Annotated in this window: 19 protein-coding genes; 13 read left to right on the top strand and 6 right to left on the bottom strand. The window is 69.9% G+C overall.

Annotated elements, in window-relative coordinates:
- Positions 1-12 precede the first annotated feature (12 nt).
- The 6 genes from ACZ55A_RS10330 to ACZ55A_RS10305 all read left to right on the top strand — a co-directional run bounded on the left by ACZ55A_RS10330 (position 13) and on the right by ACZ55A_RS10305 (position 6,238).
- A complete protein-coding gene (locus tag ACZ55A_RS10330) occupies positions 13-1,554 on the top strand; it encodes a GMC family oxidoreductase (RefSeq protein ID WP_468837069.1) in 1,542 nt (513 codons plus the stop codon).
- Entirely contained in the window at positions 1,554-2,675 is a 1,122-nt protein-coding gene (locus tag ACZ55A_RS10325; protein WP_468837066.1) for a quaternary amine ABC transporter ATP-binding protein, read from the top strand. The genes ACZ55A_RS10330 and ACZ55A_RS10325 overlap by 1 nt, the downstream gene beginning before the upstream one ends.
- Positions 2,675-2,845 carry a hypothetical protein gene (locus ACZ55A_RS10320; RefSeq protein WP_468837064.1) on the top strand — a complete coding sequence of 57 codons (171 nt, stop codon included), beginning with the start codon at positions 2,675-2,677 and terminating at the stop codon, positions 2,843-2,845. The genes ACZ55A_RS10325 and ACZ55A_RS10320 overlap by 1 nt, the downstream gene beginning before the upstream one ends.
- On the top strand, positions 2,842-4,842 hold the full coding sequence (locus ACZ55A_RS10315; RefSeq protein ID WP_468837062.1) for an ABC transporter permease: 2,001 nt from the start codon (positions 2,842-2,844) through the stop codon (positions 4,840-4,842). Before ACZ55A_RS10320 ends, ACZ55A_RS10315 begins: the two co-directional genes overlap by 4 nt.
- Positions 4,843-4,844: 2 nt before the next feature.
- The gene (locus tag ACZ55A_RS10310) at positions 4,845-5,837 is read left to right on the top strand and encodes an ABC transporter substrate-binding protein (RefSeq protein WP_468837919.1); all 993 of its coding nucleotides are present in this window, start codon (positions 4,845-4,847) and stop codon (positions 5,835-5,837) included.
- 155 nt (positions 5,838-5,992) lie between these two features.
- Positions 5,993-6,238, top strand: coding sequence for a hypothetical protein (locus ACZ55A_RS10305; RefSeq protein ID WP_468837061.1), 246 nt, complete (start codon positions 5,993-5,995; stop codon positions 6,236-6,238).
- A gap of 36 nt (positions 6,239-6,274) precedes the next feature.
- On the opposite strand, the gene ACZ55A_RS10300 is transcribed toward ACZ55A_RS10305, so the two are convergent.
- The gene (locus ACZ55A_RS10300; protein ID WP_468837049.1) at positions 6,275-7,015 is read right to left on the bottom strand and encodes a hypothetical protein; all 741 of its coding nucleotides are present in this window, start codon (positions 7,013-7,015) and stop codon (positions 6,275-6,277) included.
- Positions 7,016-7,468: 453 nt separating this feature from the next.
- Between ACZ55A_RS10300 and ACZ55A_RS10295 the strand changes: the two genes are divergently transcribed.
- The 4 genes from ACZ55A_RS10295 (at position 7,469) to ACZ55A_RS10280 (ending at position 10,392) form a co-directional block, all read left to right on the top strand.
- Positions 7,469-7,786 (top strand): response regulator transcription factor, encoded by a 318-nt coding sequence (locus tag ACZ55A_RS10295; RefSeq protein WP_468837046.1) that lies wholly within the window; start codon positions 7,469-7,471, stop codon positions 7,784-7,786.
- A 243-nt stretch (positions 7,787-8,029) separates the two neighbouring features.
- The gene (locus ACZ55A_RS10290) at positions 8,030-8,485 is read left to right on the top strand and encodes a hypothetical protein (protein ID WP_468837044.1); all 456 of its coding nucleotides are present in this window, start codon (positions 8,030-8,032) and stop codon (positions 8,483-8,485) included.
- A gap of 63 nt (positions 8,486-8,548) precedes the next feature.
- A complete protein-coding gene (locus ACZ55A_RS10285) occupies positions 8,549-8,839 on the top strand; it encodes a hypothetical protein (protein WP_468837041.1) in 291 nt (96 codons plus the stop codon).
- A 383-nt stretch (positions 8,840-9,222) separates the two neighbouring features.
- Entirely contained in the window at positions 9,223-10,392 is a 1,170-nt protein-coding gene (locus ACZ55A_RS10280) for a trypsin-like serine peptidase (RefSeq protein ID WP_468837039.1), read from the top strand.
- 99 nt (positions 10,393-10,491) lie between these two features.
- Here the strand turns inward: ACZ55A_RS10280 and ACZ55A_RS10275 are convergent, their stop codons facing one another.
- Positions 10,492-11,667, bottom strand: coding sequence for a methyltransferase domain-containing protein (locus ACZ55A_RS10275; protein WP_468837037.1), 1,176 nt, complete (start codon positions 11,665-11,667; stop codon positions 10,492-10,494).
- Positions 11,668-11,814: 147 nt separating this feature from the next.
- Positions 11,815-11,988 carry a hypothetical protein gene (locus ACZ55A_RS10270; protein WP_468837034.1) on the bottom strand — a complete coding sequence of 58 codons (174 nt, stop codon included), beginning with the start codon at positions 11,986-11,988 and terminating at the stop codon, positions 11,815-11,817.
- Between the two features lie 924 nt (positions 11,989-12,912).
- Here ACZ55A_RS10270 and ACZ55A_RS10265 point away from each other — a divergent pair.
- Positions 12,913-13,623, top strand: coding sequence for a DUF5753 domain-containing protein (locus tag ACZ55A_RS10265; RefSeq protein ID WP_468837031.1), 711 nt, complete (start codon positions 12,913-12,915; stop codon positions 13,621-13,623).
- A complete protein-coding gene (locus ACZ55A_RS10260; RefSeq protein ID WP_468837029.1) occupies positions 13,620-13,829 on the top strand; it encodes a DUF397 domain-containing protein in 210 nt (69 codons plus the stop codon). Before ACZ55A_RS10265 ends, ACZ55A_RS10260 begins: the two co-directional genes overlap by 4 nt.
- A 159-nt stretch (positions 13,830-13,988) precedes the next feature.
- Here the strand turns inward: ACZ55A_RS10260 and pdxR are convergent, their stop codons facing one another.
- Complete coding sequence (gene pdxR, locus ACZ55A_RS10255) at positions 13,989-15,416, bottom strand: MocR-like pyridoxine biosynthesis transcription factor PdxR (protein WP_468837026.1); 1,428 nt, start codon at positions 15,414-15,416, stop codon at positions 13,989-13,991.
- 46 nt (positions 15,417-15,462) lie between these two features.
- Here pdxR and ACZ55A_RS10250 point away from each other — a divergent pair, with 46 nt between their 5' ends.
- Positions 15,463-15,948 carry a carboxymuconolactone decarboxylase family protein gene (locus tag ACZ55A_RS10250; RefSeq protein ID WP_468837024.1) on the top strand — a complete coding sequence of 162 codons (486 nt, stop codon included), beginning with the start codon at positions 15,463-15,465 and terminating at the stop codon, positions 15,946-15,948.
- Positions 15,949-16,001: 53 nt separating this feature from the next.
- Here ACZ55A_RS10250 and ACZ55A_RS10245 read toward each other — a convergent pair whose 3' ends face one another.
- A complete protein-coding gene (locus tag ACZ55A_RS10245; protein WP_468837021.1) occupies positions 16,002-16,733 on the bottom strand; it encodes an isocitrate lyase/PEP mutase family protein in 732 nt (243 codons plus the stop codon).
- A 43-nt stretch (positions 16,734-16,776) separates the two neighbouring features.
- On the bottom strand, positions 16,777-17,268 hold the full coding sequence (locus ACZ55A_RS10240) for a carboxymuconolactone decarboxylase family protein (protein ID WP_468837018.1): 492 nt from the start codon (positions 17,266-17,268) through the stop codon (positions 16,777-16,779).
- Positions 17,269-17,304 lie beyond the last annotated feature (36 nt).

Genomic DNA, 17,304 nt, shown 5'->3' with positions numbered 1-17,304 from the left:
GAGTTACCCCTCATGCCCGTGTACGACTACGTTGTGGTCGGTGGCGGAACCGCTGGTTCCGTCATCGCCTCCCGTCTGACCGAGGACCCCGGCATCACCGTGGCCGTCATCGAGGGCGGCCCCTCGGACATCGACCGCGAGGACGTCCTCACCCTGCGCCGCTGGCTCGGCCTCCTCGGCGGCGAGCTGGACTACGAGTACACGACCACCGAGCAGCCCCGCGGCAACTCGCACATCCTGCACAGCCGCGCCAAGGTCCTCGGCGGCTGCTCCTCCCACAACACCCTGATCTCCTTCAAGCCGCTGCCGTCCGACTGGGACGAGTGGGAGGCGGCGGGCGCGGCCGGCTGGGGCGCCAAGGAGATGGACCCGTACTTCGGCAAGCTGCGCAACAACATCGTGCGGGTGGCGAAGAAGGACCAGAACCAGATCGCCACGGACTGGATCGAGGCCACCAAGACCGCGCTCGGCGTGCCCGAGGTCGTCGGCTTCAACGACAAGCCCTTCGAGGAGGGCGTCGGCTTCTTCGACCTCTCCTACCACCCGGAGAACAACAAGCGCTCCTCCGCCTCCGTCGCCTACCTGCACCCGCACATCGAGGCCGGCGACCGCCCGAACCTCACGCTGATGCTGGAGACCTGGGCGTACAAGCTGGAGCTGGACGGCACCATCGCCAAGGGCGTCCACGTCCGCACCAAGGACGGCGAGGAGGTCTACGTCGAGGCCGCGCGGGAGGTGCTGGTCTGCGCCGGCGCCGTCGACACCCCGCGGCTGCTGATGCACTCCGGCATCGGGCCGCGGAAGGACCTGGAGGCGCTGGGCCTTCCCGTCGTGCACGACCTGCCGGGTGTCGGCGAGAACCTGATCGACCACCCGGAGTCGGTGATCGTCTGGGAGACCAACGGTCCGATCCCGGACAACTCCGCGATGGACTCCGACGCGGGCCTGTTCGTCAAACGGGATCCGGAGCACAAGGGCCCCGACCTGATGTTCCACTTCTACCAGATCCCGTTCACCGACAACCCCGAGCGGCTGGGCTACGAGCGTCCCGAGCACGGGGTGTCGATGACCCCGAACATCCCCAAGTCCCGCTCCCGCGGCCGGCTCTACCTCACCTCCGCGGACCCCGAGGTCAAGCCGGCGCTGGACTTCAAGTACTTCGAGGACGAGGACGACTACGACGGCAAGACCCTGGTCGACGGCGTCAAGCTGGCCCGTAAGGTCGCCCAGGCCGAGCCGTTCGCCAAGTGGCTCAAGCGTGAGGTCTTCCCCGGTCCGCAGGTGACCGACGACGAGGAGATCAGCGAGCTGGTGCGCAAGGCCGCGCACACCGTGTACCACCCGGCGGGCACCTGCAAGATGGGTGCCGCCGACGACCAACTGGCCGTTGTCGACCCCGAGTTGAGGATCCGCGGCCTGAACGGCATCCGGATCGCCGACGCCTCGGTCTTCCCGACGATGCCGGCCGTCAACCCGATGCTGGGCGTGCTCATGGTGGGGGAGAAGTGCGCCGAACTGCTCCACAAGGCCCCGAACGAAGGAGGTGATGCGTGATGGCTACCACCTCCGCCGGCGCATCCGAGAACCCGAACACCCTTGAGAAGAACGGCACTTCGCAGGACGCCCGGGACGTCGTCTTCTCCGTCCGCCACCTGTGGAAGGTCTTCGGCCCCAAGGCCGACAAGATCCCCGACGACAGCTCCGTCGCCCAGCTGAGCGCCCAGGAGCTGCGCGAGCAGACCGGCTGCACCGCCGCCGTCCGCGATGTCTCCTTCGACGTCCACAAGGGCGAGGTCTTCGTCGTCATGGGCCTGTCCGGCTCCGGCAAGTCCACCCTCGTCCGCTGTCTGACCCGGCTGATCGAGCCGACCAGCGGCGAGCTGGAGATGGACGGCGAGGACGTACGCGCCATGGACCGCACCACGCTGCGCGAACTGCGCCGCCACCGCGCCGCCATGGTCTTCCAGCACTTCGGCCTGCTGCCGCACCGCACCGTCGTCGACAACGTCGCCTACGGCCTGGAGATCCAGGGCGTCAGCAAGGCGGAGCGCCGCGAGAAGGCCACCGAAGTCGTCGACAAGGTGGGCCTGGCCGGGCTGGAGAAGCGCCGCCCCGGGCAGCTCTCCGGCGGTCAGCAGCAGCGCGTCGGGCTGGCCCGCGCGCTCGCCGTCGACCCCGAGGTCCTGCTGTTCGACGAGCCGTTCAGCGCCCTCGACCCGCTCATCCGCCGCGACATGCAGGAAGAGGTCGTCCGCCTGCACCGCGAGGAGGGCCGGACGATGGTCTTCATCACCCACGACCTCGCCGAGGCGCTGCGGCTCGGTGACCGGATCGCCCTGATGCGCGACGGCGAGATAGTCCAGCTCGGCACCCCCGAGGAGATCGTCGGCTCCCCGGCCGACGACTACGTCCGCGACTTCGTCCGGGACGTCCCGCGCGAGCAGGTGCTGACCGTCCGGCGCGCGATGCGCCCGGCCGAGGACGGCGAGGCCGACGAGGGCCCGGCGCTGGCCGCCGACACCCTGATCTCCGACGCCATCGAGGCGGTCGCCCGCTCCGGCGGTGCCGCCCGGGTCGTCGAGGACGGCCGCTGCCTGGGCATCGTCGACCACGCCTGCCTGCTCGACGTGGTCGCCCGGATCGACCGCCCCCAGCACGGCGAGGTGGCTGCCTGATGTACGCCGCAACCCCACGCAGCGGCGCCGTACGCGCCGTCGGCTCCAGAGCCCCGGTGGCCTCCCCCCGCGCCCGGCTGCGCGCCGCCCTGCTGCGCCAGTGGCGTGAGGCCCAGCGCGCCGCCGCCATGAACGTGCCCACCGGCACCGTGAAGAGGGGGCGGGCATGAGCACTGCATCCGCACCCCCGGCCGCTCAGCGCGGCCTCGGCGCCGACAGCCCCAAGGCCGGCCCTGCCCAGGCCCTGCTGCGCCGCCGCGGCCTCGCCAAGCTCCTGCTGCTCGCCGTCGCCGCGGCGGTCCTGGTTCCGCTCGTGCACGCCAAGTGGTCCGGCGCCCTGTGGCCCTCGAACCTGACCGTCGACGTGTCCGGGCCGCTCGGCAGCATCAGCGACTGGATCATCGACAACCGCGACACCCACTGGCTGTTCGTCTACTTCCTCGGCCACCTCTCCAACGCCGTGGTCCTCTCCGTCCGCGCGGTCTACCTGGTGCTGCTCGCGCTCGGCTGGACCGGTGTGACGGCCGGTGTCACGCTGCTCGCCTGGCGCGTGGCCGGTGTCCGCATCGCGGCCGTCGCGCTGGTCTCCTTCCTGGTCAGCGGCCTGCTCGGGATGTGGGTCCCGACCATGCAGACGCTCGCGCTGATGGTCGTGGCGGTCGCCGTCTCGGTCGCCGTGGGCGCCCTGCTCGGCCTGGCCGCGGGCCTGTCGGACCGGCTCTTCCGTGTCCTGCGCCCGGTGCTGGACACCATGCAGGTACTGCCGGCCTTCGCCTATCTCCTGCCCGTCGTGCTGGTCTTCGGCATCGGCGTACCGGCCGCGCTGCTGGCCACCGTCATCTACGCGGCTCCGCCGATGGCACGGCTGACCGCGCTGGGCCTGCGCGGTGCGGACGCCGGTGTGCTGGAGGCGTCCGCCTCGCTCGGCGCCACCGGCCGGCAGCGGCTGCTGACCGCCCGGCTCCCGCTGGCCCGCAAGGAGCTGCTGCTCGGCGTCAACCAGACGATCATGATGGCGCTGTCCATGGTCGTGATCGCGTCGGTGATCGGTGCGGCCGGCCTCGGTGACCGCGTCTACCAGGCGCTCGCCTCGGTCGACGTCGGCGCCGCGCTCGCCGCCGCCATCCCGATCGTGCTGCTGGCCATCGTCATGGACCGCACCACCGCCGCGGCCGGCGCACGGATCGGCGCGGACGCCCCCGCCGGCCCGGCGTGGCTGCGCGGCTGGCAGGCCTGGGCCGGCGTGGCCGCGGTCACCGCCGTCCTCGCCGTCCTCGGCCGGCTGTCCGGTTCGCTGGTCTGGCCGGGCGCCTGGTCGGTGGACATCGCCCGTCCCGTCAACGACTTCAAGGCGTGGATGGTCGACCACCTCTACTCCGGCGTCCCCGTCATCGGCGGCACCGCCGACTGGGCCGAGAACTTCACCAACTGGGTGCTCAACCCGCTGCGCGACGGCCTGACCGCACTGCCCTGGTACGGCGCGCTGCTCATCGTCGCCGCGCTGGCCTGGCTCATCGGCACCTGGCGCACCGCCCTGACCGCCGTCCTCGCGATGGCCGCCATCGGTGTGCTGGGCGTGTGGAAGCCGTCCATGAACACCCTCTCCCAGGTGCTCGCCGCCCTGGCGGTGACCCTGGTGCTGGGCTTCGGCATCGGCATCCTGACGGCCGGCAGCAAGCGCCTGGAGGCGATCCTGCGCCCGGTGCTGGACGTCATGCAGACCATGCCGCAGTTCGTGTATCTGATCCCCGTGGTCGCCCTGTTCGCGGTGGGCCGCGCCCCGGCCGCCGCCGCGGCGGTCGTCTACGCACTGCCCGCGGTCATCCGTATCACCACCCAGGGCCTGCGCCAGGTGGACCCCGCCGCCATGGAGTCCGCCCGGTCCCTGGGGGCCACCCGCTGGCAGATGCTGCGCCAGGTCCAGCTCCCGCTGGCCCGGCCCGCGCTGCTGCTGGCCGTCAACCAGGGTGTGGTCCTCGTCCTCGCCGTCGTCATCATCGGCGGTCTGGTCGGCGGCGGTGCCCTCGGTTACGACGTCGTCACCGGCCTCGCCACCGGAGACCTGGCCCTCGGCCTGGTCGCGGGTGTGGCGATCGTGTGCCTGGGACTGATGCTCGACCGGGTCACCCAGCCCACCGAACGCCGCACGACGGGGAAGGGAGCATGACCATGTCCCGTAAGCGCAGAACCCTCCTCGGTACGGCCGTGCTCACCGGCACGGCGGTCCTCTCCCTGTCCCTGTCCGCCTGCGGCAAGGCCGATATGACCAAGCAGTCCTCGCCGTTCGCGGCGGCCAAGGGCTCCAAGTCGGTCACGCTGTCGGTGCAGACCTGGGTCGGCGCCCAGGCCAACGTCGCGGTGGCGAAGTACCTGCTCGAACACGAGCTGGGCTACCACGTCGACACCGTCCAGGTGGACGAGATCCCCGCCTGGGACGCCCTCAGCCAGGGCCGCGTCGACGCGATCCTGGAGGACTGGGGCCACCCCGAGCAGGAACAGCGGTACATCAAGGACAAGAAGACGATCACCGCGGCCGGCGGCAACGGTGTCACCGGCCACATCGGCTGGTACGTCCCCAAGTACTGGGCCGACAAGCACCCCGAGGTCACCAACTGGAAGAACCTCAACAAGTTCGCCGACCAGCTGCGTACCTCGGAGAGCGGCAACAAGGGCCAGCTGATGGACGGTTCACCGTCCTACATCACCAATGACAAGGCCCTGGTGAAGAACCTGCACCTCAACTACGAGGTCGTCTTCGCCGGCTCCGAGGCGGCGCAGATCACCCAGATCCAGCAGTTCGCCAAGGAGAAGAAGCCCTTCCTGACGTACTGGTACGAGCCGCAGTGGCTCTTCAACCAGGTGCCGATGGTGGAGGTCAAGCTCCCGAAGTACACCGACGCGTGTGCGGAGAAGGGCACCAAGGACCCGACGACCATCGACTGTGCGTACCCCACCACCCCGCTCCAGAAGCACTTCAACACCGAGTTCGCCAAGAGCGGCAGCAGTGCCGCGGCGTTCCTGAAGAAGTTCAGCTGGACCAAGGACGACCAGAACGAGGTCTCCGAATCGATCGCCTCGGGCGGCCTCTCGGCCGATGAGGCGGCGAAGCGCTGGGTGGAAAAGCACCCGGACGTCTGGAAGAGCTGGCTGCCGAAGAAGTAGCCCGGCACACTCCGCCGCCGTCCGGCGTACGCGGGCAGTCGCACTGCGAGGTGCGGCTGCCCGCGTACGCGTTCCGGCCGTACGGCCCTCACTCGTTCGGATGGCGGTGGTCCGACCGCCGCGCCCCACGGGAGCGGGTGCCCCAGGCTGGCGCCATGCCGCTCCCGCCCACATGCCCCACACCGGACTGTGACGACCGGCTGTGGAAGGACACCACGAACACCAACACCGACTGGGACAACTGGCGCTGGTGGTGCCGCCGCTGCGACCAGAGGTGGTACCCCACAGCGGACCAGATCGCGGAGTTCCGCCACGGTCCGGCGCCGGCCGGACGGCCCGGCGGCCCCGGACAGCACGGCAGCCCCGCCTACCGGGACCCGAGGGTGGCCGCCCGCCAGTAGGGCGCCGCGCCACCGCGGCCGGTGCCGCCGGGACGGTCAGAGGTTGTGCAGGCTCGCGGCCCAGGTGCCGTTCACGCCCGCACTGATGCGCTCCCGCTTGTCGAGACCCTTGCCGAAGCTGTGGTAGCGCGGGGTGGCCTTCCAGACGGTCGAGGCACGGGCCGAGCCGTGCACGAGCTGCGGCGTGACGCGGGTGCCCTCGATCCGTATCGCCGCATTGACGTTGGACACCGCGGCGCCACCGCCCAGCACCCGGTCCGCGTACCAGCGCTTGGTGCGGTACTTCACCCACACCTGCTCGGTGGTGACGGGGATGCCGAAGATCTGCTCCGTGGTGGAGAAGGTGACCTGGGTGTGCACCTGGCCCTGGTTCTTCGTCCTCGCGATCGTGGCCTCCCGCACGAACGCGATGTCCTGGCTGTAGGGAATCACCACGCGCTGGTGGGGGTATCTGACGGTGCCCTTCACCGAGGCGGTGAATGCCGCATAGACCGAGCGGTTCTGGAGGTACCCGACGAACTTCTGCTGCTTGGCCTTCGGCAGTGCCCGGAACGCGTTGAGGGCCTTCTTCGCCTCGCGGTCCGGCCGGGACCTCAGGTGGTCGACGTACTTCTTGACCGTCAGCTTGCTGCCGGCTGCCTGGGCGGCGGCGGTCTGCGGGGCGGGCGGTGCGGCGCGGTGGCCGAGCGCCGAGGCCGACGGTGCCAGGACCGCGACCGCCGCGGTACCGACGACCGCGATCGAGCCGATCCGGCGCAGGGGGGAACCGTTGCTCACTGCCTCTCCTCTTGCTCTGGTTCGCGTTGCTCTGATGCGCGTCATGGAGGGATGAGCGTACGAACGGGGCCGGGCCGGCGGTATTGGCCGTTCGGCCGCTGGCCATAGGGGCAGTACCGGACAGAACAACAAGATCTACTTCTCAAAGGCGTACCGGTCGTTAAGCGAAGCTTTAGGATTCGCGGTACGTGTGCTTTCCGGCCAATGGCCTGACGCGGCAGGGCAGTTACCGACCAAGACACTGTCCGTGCCGTGCACAGGACGCCGCCGGGCGGCCACCACGCCCTGACCCGGACGCCACCGGGGCAGGCCGTTGACCGTGGCGCACGATGACCGCACGATGACCGCACGCCCATGCTCGTCGGCCGGAACCCCGCCCGGTACACCAGGGGGAACGGGGGCCACCGCGCCAAGCAGTGCTGATAAGCAGAATACGGGGAAGGTAGAACTGCTTTGCCTCAGAGTCATACGGGCAACAAGACTGAACTGACGGACACGCAGATTCGTGTCGCGCACCGCGGCGGCCCGCCGCCCATACCAGGAGACCCCACCAGAATCTCCCGTCTCACCCCACGGGAACGCCAGGTCCTCACCCTCGTCGGGAAAGCCGCTTCGAACCGGGAAATAGGCCAGCAGCTCGGTATCACCGAGCGAACTGTCAAGGCACACCTCGCCAATCTCATGACCAAGATCGAGGTTGCCACCCGTATCGAAGCCGCGATCTTCGCCTACGCGCACCATTACGCCATCACCGCTCCGGAGTTCAGCTAGCGGTAACACCGTCAGGTCCGACGCTCCTCGCCCGGCCAGGGCGAGGAGCGTTTCCGTTTCATTGCACTGCCGGCCAATGCCCCACCGGCCAATGCCCAAAGAACCAATGGCAGAACGGGGGCGGCGGACGGAAAGATCCTTGCTGCCCGCCGGAAACACCGGCCGGGAGGCGGCAGTTGGCGTTGCCTGATCGCGCCATTGAACGGCCGCACCACCAGCATCATTTCTTTCAAGGGGGCACCCTTGCGTAACAAACTCCGGATAGCCGCCGCCACCGCCGCGGCTGCCGTGGCACTCGGCGTCGCGGCTCCGATGGCCTCCGCGGCCGAGCAGTCGCGTACCCCGGCCGTCTCGTCCGTGCAGGTCGGCGCCGCTGCCACCCGTACCGCCGGGACCGTCGACCTGTCGTCGCTGACCCTGGCCGGCGCGCAGCAGGCCGGTGGCGCGGCGGCGGTGAAGGCCGGTGACGTCCAGGCGCTCGGCTGGAAGCAGGAAGCCGCGAAGCGCCTGCTCGCCACCATCAAGAGGTACAGCGGTAAGGCCTACAAGGCCGTCGTCAAGCAGGCCAAGAAGGGCTACCGGTCCTTCATGCGCTGGGTGAACAGCCTCAAGTGGTACAACCCCCTCAAGCACATCATCAAGGCGGCGCCGGCCTGGGTCGTCGAGGAAATGGTGAAGTACATCATCAACCACCTCTGACGCCGGTAAGCTCGCAGCCTCCCGATCACAATGGTCGGGAGGCTGCTCGGATGGGGGAACAACGTGCAGGACGGCAAGGAAAGCCGGGAAGAGATCGTCGCGCGCAATCTCTGGGCCTCTCCGGCATTGTTCGTCTTCATCGCGCTGCTGGGATTCCTGTTCGCCGGGACCCGGGACGGCCAAGCGAAGGCCTGGCTCGTCTATGCGGCCGGATGGCTGCCGGCGCTCATCATGCTGGCCCGGTCCGCACTCACCCGGAAGAACCCCGGCGTGGGAGGAGTGGTCGCCTTCGGATTTCTCCTCGTATTCGGTCTGCTCTTCTGGCTGAACCACGGTGATTCCTTCCCGCTGTGACGACGCGCGCCCGTTCCGCCTCGTCCAGCGGGGAATTCCTTTCCCGCAAAGCACCGGTCCACTGATCACATTTCTCCGGCAACAGGCCAACCTCCAGGAAAGGCCCAGGACCCACCCCCGAGGGTCCTGGGCCTTTCCGCGCTCCGGCGAGAACCGGCGAGAACCGGCGAGAACCAGCGAGAACCAGCGGGGACGGGCCTACGGACCGCCCTGCCTGCGGCCCTGCGGCCCTGCGGCCCTATGGGCCTGCGGGCCTGTGGGCCCGGCGGCAGGGCGGTCCGGCCGGGGCGGCATAGTAGAGCGAGTCCGATGAGGGACATGACAAGTGACGGAACGGCGCGGGCCGATGGGCGGCGCCGCCACGTATCAGGGGGATCCGCTCCATGCCATTCATCCGCCGCTCCTCCGCCGCTGCCGCGGTGCTGGCCGCGCTGCTCGCGGTCACCGCCACCGCATGCGGCCCCGGTGACAACAAGGCCGCCGGGCTCGGGAGTTCGGACGCCGCCGATCAGCAGGGACAGGGCGGCGGGGGACTCAAGCTCCCCAAGGGCGTGCCGACCAGCATCGACGACCTGAAGGAGTGGAAGGACGGCGGCTGGCAGAACTGGGACAAGTGGGCCCGCAAGGCTCAGGACTTCGCCAACCCGATCATCAAGGACCACTGGAAGAACGACCGGCTGGCGAAGGCGAAGGCCGCCCCGGAGATCGGGGTGAAGGCCACCGGAGCGGGCGAAGGGTCCGGTGCCACCGACCCCGAGCCGCGGCCGGTCACCGCCGAGCAGGTCGCCCGCCCGTACCACCAGCACATGGCCCCGGTCGGGAAGATCTTCTTCGACAGCCCAAAGGGCCCGATGGTCTGCTCCGGCACGATCGTCGAGGACCCGGCACACCCGGGCCGGTCCAACCTGGTGTGGACCGCAGGCCACTGTGTGCACTCCGGCAAGCAGGGCGGCTGGATGCGCAATATCGTCTTCGTGCCGTCGTACAACGACAACGGCGTGCCGATGAACCGGGTCGGCCAGACGCCGTCGCAGCAGATCACGCCGTACGGCCGCTACTGGGCGGACTGGATCACCACCTCCGGTGAGTGGATCGACATGGGCAGCGAGGAGAGCGGCAACGGCGGCTCCGCCTACGACTTCGCGGTGCTGCACGTCAAGCCGGAGAACGGCGGCGGCAAGTCCCTCCAAGAGACGGTGGGCGCCGCCGCCCAGGTCTGGTTCAACGCCCCCTCCGCCGACGGCATCAGCTCCCTGGACGCCTTCGGCTACCCGGCCGCGCCCCCGTACGACGGCGCCCGGATGATGAACTGCCCCGCGCGCCCCGGCCGGCTCGTCATGCAGCAGGGCACGCCCACCATGCACCGGATCGGCTGCACGATGACCGGCGGCACCTCGGGCGGCGGCTGGTTCGTCAACCGCGGCGGAAAGCTGACGCTGGTCTCCAACACCTCGATCAGCTCCAACGCCCACACCTGGCTCGCCGGTCCGCACCTGGGCCCGGAGGCCGAGCGGGTCTTCAACGGCATCAGCCGGAAGTTCGCGGGCCAGTAGGCGCCTCGCGAGTACGTATCGGATACGTACCGGACATGGCACAGGCCCCGTCCGTGCACCGCGGGGGCACCGCACGGCCGGGGCGGGACAGGGCCGGTCTCACACGGCCCAGGAGTCGGCCGGATCGTCCAGCCACACCCGTTCGCCCTGGGCGGTGACGGTCAGACCGAACCGGGTGTGGTCCGGCCTCCCGCGCCGGCACCACCAGCGGAAGGCGTCCTCCACCTGGTCCCAGAGGCGACGGGGGCCGGCCTGCCACACGCGGGCCGTGTCCCCGTCGCGGAACATCACGCACGCCCAAGAGTGGTCACTCAGGCCGTAGAACCAGACCGGACGCGCCCCGTCGCTCTTCTCCGCCACGAGGTGCGAACACCGGGGGACCCGGAGGCCCATGGCGAACCGCTCCGGGCCGAATTGCTCCCCGACGAGCTCCGCTTCGGTGACCGTCGTGGACGACTCGTCGCCGTCCGCCACACTCCCCGTGACGTACTCCGCGTGAGCCCGGGGGCCGAACCGCTGGGACCGGAGCTTCATGAACTCCACGGGACCGGTGAACCTGCCGGTCGCGCTCCGACCGTCCGGCGCCACCACCAGGCGGGCCACCGCGTCGGCATGGCTGTAGTTCGTCCCCCACGGGACCACGACGATCCCGCCGGGCCGGCACTGCTCCACCCACGCGAACGGGATGGACCGGATTCCGCACGTGGCGATGACCCGGTCATACGGCGCCCCTTCCAGGTATCCCTGGAACCCGTCGCCGTGGACGACGCGAACGGGGCTTCCCCGCCGCTCCACCGTCGCCATGGCGGCCGTCGCCACCGCCCGGTCCACCTCGACCGTGGTCACGCACCCCGGCCCCGCACGGTGGGCCATGAGCAACGCATTCCAGGTGGTGGCGGTGCCGATCTCCAGCACCTTGTGGCCGGACCGGAGATCCAGGACCTGGAGCATCCGGAACACCACGGAGGGCATGGACGCCGAGCTGGTCGGAACGTGCCCCGGCTCGGTGCCGGTGTGCTTCCCGTCGTCCCATTGCGTGACGACCGGTACGTCGGAGTCCGCGTACTCCTGCCACCTGACGGGGTCCTCCGCCCTGGAAACGGCCACGCTCCGGCCGGCCACCATGTCGAAGGGCCACATGAGATCCGGCAGCACAGCGGAACGAGGAACGGCCGCGTACGAGGGGGCCCAGTCCGCGGAGAGGGCCCCGGAAGCCATGAGGGCACGCCCCAGCTTGTCCAGGCCGGAGGGCTCCTTGTGCGCGTCGGTGGTCACTGGTCAGGCAACCTTGGGCGGGTTGGGGACACCGGGACCACCGTCCGGGGACGGGGGCTGATGCGGGCCGGGGTACGGCTTCCCCGGGAGCTTGTCGCCACCGTCGTTCGAAAGGATCCTGACCACTCTTCCTCCGGGTTCTCTCACTCAGCGGTTGGTCTGATCGGCTGCCGCCGCTTTGCCGTGGATACGTTCCCGTATGCGGCTCAACAGGTCTGCCTTCTCGGCGCGTTGCTCGCCCGCGCTCCGCTCGTCCTTGACCACCAGAGCGGTCTTCTTCAGGTCACCCCTCGGCTTACGGGCGCCAAGTGGTCTGCTCATTTCTCGTTGTCCCTCATCTGCGGGAGTGCACCGATCGCCACGGGCTCCCCGTCATGCTGCGGGTGACGCCGGAGCAATACGCGGCAGTCAACCGCTTTGGTCAGGTCGCCGGCCTTTTCGGCCGCCTCCAACTCACGTTCCAGCTCAGTGCACGCCGTGCAGCTCACGGCACGCCCCAGACAAGGCCCGGGGGCCACTCCAGGTCCACCGTCATGTCTGAACCTCCCTTCCGTGCGGATGGCCCGCGATCACGGCGTTACAGCTCCGGACGGTCAGCAGACGCCCGTCCCGGCGGGCGAGCTCCCTCTCCCGGTCGCAGGACTGGCACACGTCGCACCCAGGGACGGCGACAGGCTCCAGCTCCCGTCCGCCCAACGCACGGCTCTCCAAGGCGTTCTCACTCCCACTCATCGCGCATCTGCCTCAGTCCGGCAACATGCCGTTCCAGGACTTCACGCGTCGGCCGGGTGTACGGGCCCCGCGGGATATCGACAGGAAGCGGAATCCACGGAGCGAACGTCGCGGTGTCCGGCGCGGGGTGCCCGGAGTCGCCTTCAGGTATGGCCACTCCCTTCGCCACGTCGTCGGTGGACGCCGGAGCGCAGTGCTCAGCCATCCGAACCCCTCACTGTGTGCTGTTGGTTGGTGACAAGAGTGGGGCAGAAATCTGTACTGTGAGGAGGGATTCAACGCCCAACCTGGGCGTTGGTCAGTCCGGCATATGCACATGCCGTTGACCGGCGTAAACGACGCCACGACCGCACGTGACCACGTCAATGGTCAGGGGGAGTTATGGGCCTTACCGGGGGCGCGACAGGGGGCGCACAGAGCGCAGACGACCCACGCAAGCAGTTCGCTGAAGAGTGCCGGAGCGGCCGGGAGCTGCACCCGCAAGGACCCCTGAGCCAGACTCAACTGGCGAAGATGACCCGCAGGTCAAAGAGTGCCATCAGCCGCGTGGAGACGTGCGCGGGACCCATCCCCACGGACCTCCCGCCCCTGTTGGACCAGGTCTTCTCGACGGACGGCCTGTTCAAGCGGCTGTACGAGGAAATCACCGCCCAGTCCTTCCCGGAGCACTCCCGGAAGCGGATCAAGCTGGAGCCCAGGGCCATAGCTATCGCCGAATGGTCGCCGACTGTTGTGCCTGGACTCCTTCAAACAGCCGGCTATGCCCATTCACTCTTCCGGGAAGGTGATCCGCGGGCCACTGATGAGGAGTTGGCGAAGAGGGTTCACCACCGGCTGGCCCGCCAGGACGTGCTCAAAGGAAGCTCTCCGCCGGACTTCTCTGTCATCATCTGTGAGTCGGTGCTCCGACGGACCGTTGGAGGCCCGGAGGTCATGCGGGAACAGCTGTCCGCGCTTCTCACCCACGGCACCCAGCCCACCACCGTGTTGCAAGTGCTCCCGCTTTCAGCAGGAACTCACGGGCTGATGGACGGATCCATGTCGATTCTGACCACCTCGGACGGGCCACCCGTGATCTACACGGAAGGCATCAGGTCGGGCGCGATCATCGATGAACCGTCAGCGGTGCGCAACCTATCCCGGTCCTACGATGTACTCACCGCTTTAGCTCTCTCGCGTGACGCGTCCGCCCGCATGATCCGAAAGCTTATGGAGGCATCGTGACCCCCCTGCCCCACCCCTGGGTCAAGTCCAGCTACAGCAGCCAAGACGGTGGCAACTGTGTGGAGTGGTCCCCGGCGCATGAGTGCGCCCACGGCATCGTTCCCGTCCGGGACAGCAAGAACCCGAACGGCCCGGCCCTGATGTTCGAGCCGGCCGTGTGGTCAGCGTTCGTTGCTGGCGTACAGGCGGGGGACTTCTCCCTCTAAGCGCATACGCGGCAACGCAAGAGCCCCCTCCCGATGCCCAGGAGGGGGCCGTGATGTGTCCTATGAGACAGCACTGGGCCCGCCGACATGGCGGCAGCGCACAGGCGCGGGGACGGGTCCGGTGACACCGACCCCGAGCCGCCCCGTACAAGAAGACCGCTACGCTCCCGGCGGCAGCGCCCGGCACAGGGCCGCCAGGGCTGCGGGGAAGGCGCTCTCCGTCGGGGTCGCGTAGCCGGCCACCAGGCCGTACCGGGGCGGCATGGTGGCGTCGGGGTGGCGGTAGTCCGACAGGCCGTCCAGGGCCAGGTCCTGGAAGCGGGCGGCGCGCAGTGCGGCGCGTTCGTCGGAGTCGGAGGCGTGGTCGGGGAGTTGGAGGACGGCGTGCAGTCCGGCGGCGATGCCGGTCACCCGCAGGTACGGGGCGTGTGTGGTGACCGCTTCGACGAGCTGGTCGCGGCGCCGGCGGTAGCGCTGCCGCATCCGGCGGATATGACGGTCGTAGGCGCCCGAGGAGATGAACCCGGCGAGGGTGAGCTGGTCGGTGACGCCCGCCCAGGCCTCGCGTTCGCCCTTGACCGCCAGTACGGCGTCGACCAGCGGGGCGGGCAGCACCATCCAGCCCAGCCGCACCGCCGGAGACAGGCTCTTGCTGACCGAGCCGATGTGCATGACGCGCTCCGGGTCCAGGCCCTGGAGCGCGCCGACCGGCCGTCGGTCGTAGCGGAATTCGCCGTCGTAGTCGTCCTCGATCAGATAACTGTCCGTGGTGCGCGCCCAGTTGATGATGCTTGCGCGCCGGTCGGGGTGCAGTGGGACGCCGGTGGGGAACTGGTGGGCCGGGGTGAGCAGAGCCGCACGGATGCCGTCGAGGGTCGCCAACTGCTCGGTGTCGGCGCCGTGTTGATCGAGCGTGAGGGGGTGGGTGTGGATGCCTGCCGTGGTCAGCAGGCGGCGGTGGAAGGGGAGGCCGTAGGACTCGACGGCGAGGGGGCCGGGGAGGACGGCGGGGAAGAGCAGGCGCAGGGCGTGGGCGAAGCCGGAGCAGATGACGATGCGGTCCGGGTCGGTGCGGACGCCGCGGGTGCGGGCCAGATAGTCGGTGAGGGCGCGGCGCAGCTCGGGGCGGCCGCGGGGATCGCCGGGGCCGAAGGCGTCGTGGGGGGCGGCGGTCAGCGCCCGGCGGGCGGCCGCCAGCCAGGCGGTGCGGGGGAACGAGGCGGCATCCGGCTGCCCCTGGAGGAGGTTGTGCGCGGGCCGGGCCGCCGGTACCCGCAGGGAAGGGGCGCGGCCGGGCGTCAGCGGCTCGGCACGGTGGGCGACGCGGGTACCGGAGCCCTGGCGGGCGCTGAGCCAGCCCTCCGCGACGAGTTCGGCGTAGGCATCGGCGACCGTGTTGCGGGCGATGCCGAGGTCGGCGGCGAGGGAGCGGTAGGGCGGCAGCCGGGTGCCGGGGGCGAGGCGCCCGGACCGTACCGCGTCGCGCAGTGCGCGGATCAGGGCGGCGCGGCGGCCGCCGGTGCCGGTCAGCTCCAGATGCAGATCGGCGCCCAGGCTCTCCGCGTAATTGACCCATGATTTCTGCACAGAAATGCACCCTACAGGCGGTCGCTTGTGCTTCTAGATTCGAGGCATGACGAACGCACAGCACAGCGACGACGCAGCGGTCCGCGGCCCCCGGATGAACTTCGCCCAGGCCGCCCCCAAGGCCTTCAAGGCCCTCATCGGCTTCGACGCCGCGGCCCGCGAGGGGCTGGACCCGGCCCTGGTGGAGCTGGTCCAGATCCGGTCCTCCCAGCTCAACAAGTGTGCCTACTGCCTGCATATGCACACCACCGACGCCCGTAAGGCCGGCGAGAGCGAGGAGCGGCTGCACATGGTCGCCGTCTGGCAGGAGGCGCCGCACTTCTTCACCGCGAAGGAACGGGCGGCCCTTGCGCTCACCGAGGCCGTCACCCTGATCTCGGACGGGGGTGTACCGGACGACGTGTACGAGAAGGCGGCCGCCCACTTCGATGACGGTGAACTGGCCCGGCTGCTCGCCCTGATCTTCACCATCAACACCTGGAACCGTCTCGCTCTCAGCACGGCCAAGGTCCCGGGAACCGACGAGCGGTGACGGCCGGCGCGGACGATCCCGGTACGCCCGCACCGGCCGGCTCCGGGGGTCGGTCAGCCCCGCGCCGTCAGGTCCTCCCGCAGCCGCCGCGCCCGCTCCGCGACGGCCGCCATGGCGTGGTGCTGGAGGCCCCCGCCGAAGGTGATCCGGGAGGCGCCGAGGGCGCCGAGTTCGCGGGGCGTGGGGCCGTCCGGCAGGACCACCGCGTTGACCGGAAGACCGATGGCGGCGGCCAGGGCGGCCAGTTGGCCGGGCGGGGCGGCCAAGGGGTAGACACAGTCGGCGCCCGCCTCGGCGTAGAGGCGGCCGCGGCGTACCGTCTCTTCCTCGTCCGGCACGCCGCACAGATAGGTGTCGATGCGGGCATTGATGACGAGGGCGTCGCCCGCCTCGGCCCGTACCCGGGCGAGCCAGTCAGCCTGCTGCTGGGCGTCGCGCAGGGTGCCGGTGACCGGGTCGGTGTCCTCCAGATTGCAGCCCACCGCGCCGGCGTCCGCGAGCCGCCCGGTCAACTCCCTCGCGGACAGGCCGTATCCGGCCTCGACGTCCGCGGAGACCGGGATGTCCACGGCCCGGGTGATGCGGGCGATGGCGGCGAACATCTCGTCCGGCGGGGTCTGCCCGTCCTCGTATCCGAGGGAGGCCGCGATGCCCGCACTGGGGGTGGCCAGGGCCGGGAAACCGGCATCAGCGAACACCTTGGCGCTGGCCGCGTCCCAGGGGCCGGGCAGGACCAGCGGCAGGCCGGGGCCGTGGTGCAGGGCGCGCAGCGCCGCGGCCGTCACAGCGCACCGCCCATGGGCAGCCGGGGGGAGGTCTCGGTGGTGGTCATGCCTGCCCCGGGCTCATACGGGTGGCGACGCCGAAGCGGTTCCAGGCGTTGATGGTGGTGATCAGCGCGATCAGGCGGGCCAGTTCGGCGTCGTCGAAGTGGGCGGCGGCGCGGTCGTGGACGGCGTCGGGGACGAAGCCCTCGGTGAGCAGGGTGATCGCTTCGGTGAGGGCGAGGGCGGCCTGTTCCTTGGGGGAGTAGAAGCCGGCGGCCTCCTCCCAGGCGCTGAGGAGGTAGATCCGCTCCTCGGTCTCGCCGGCCTTACGGGCGTCCTTGATGTGCATGTCGATGCAGAAGGCGCAGTGGTTGAGCTGCGAGGCGCGGATCTTGACCAGCTCGACCAGCGCCGGGTCCAGTCCCTGCTTCGCCGCCGCATCCAGCGCGATCATGGCCTTGTAGACGTCGGGTGCGAGCTTCGCCCAGTGGAGGCGGGGGCCGTGCCGGTGTGCGGATCCCGGTGCGGTGGCGGGTGTGTTCTCGGTGGTCATGGCTACGACGCTACGGCGGTAATGGCGCAGGGGTAT

It is taken from the genome of Streptomyces sp. NPDC034111, from assembly GCF_055575375.1.
This window is presented reverse-complemented; position numbering and strand designations above follow the sequence as displayed.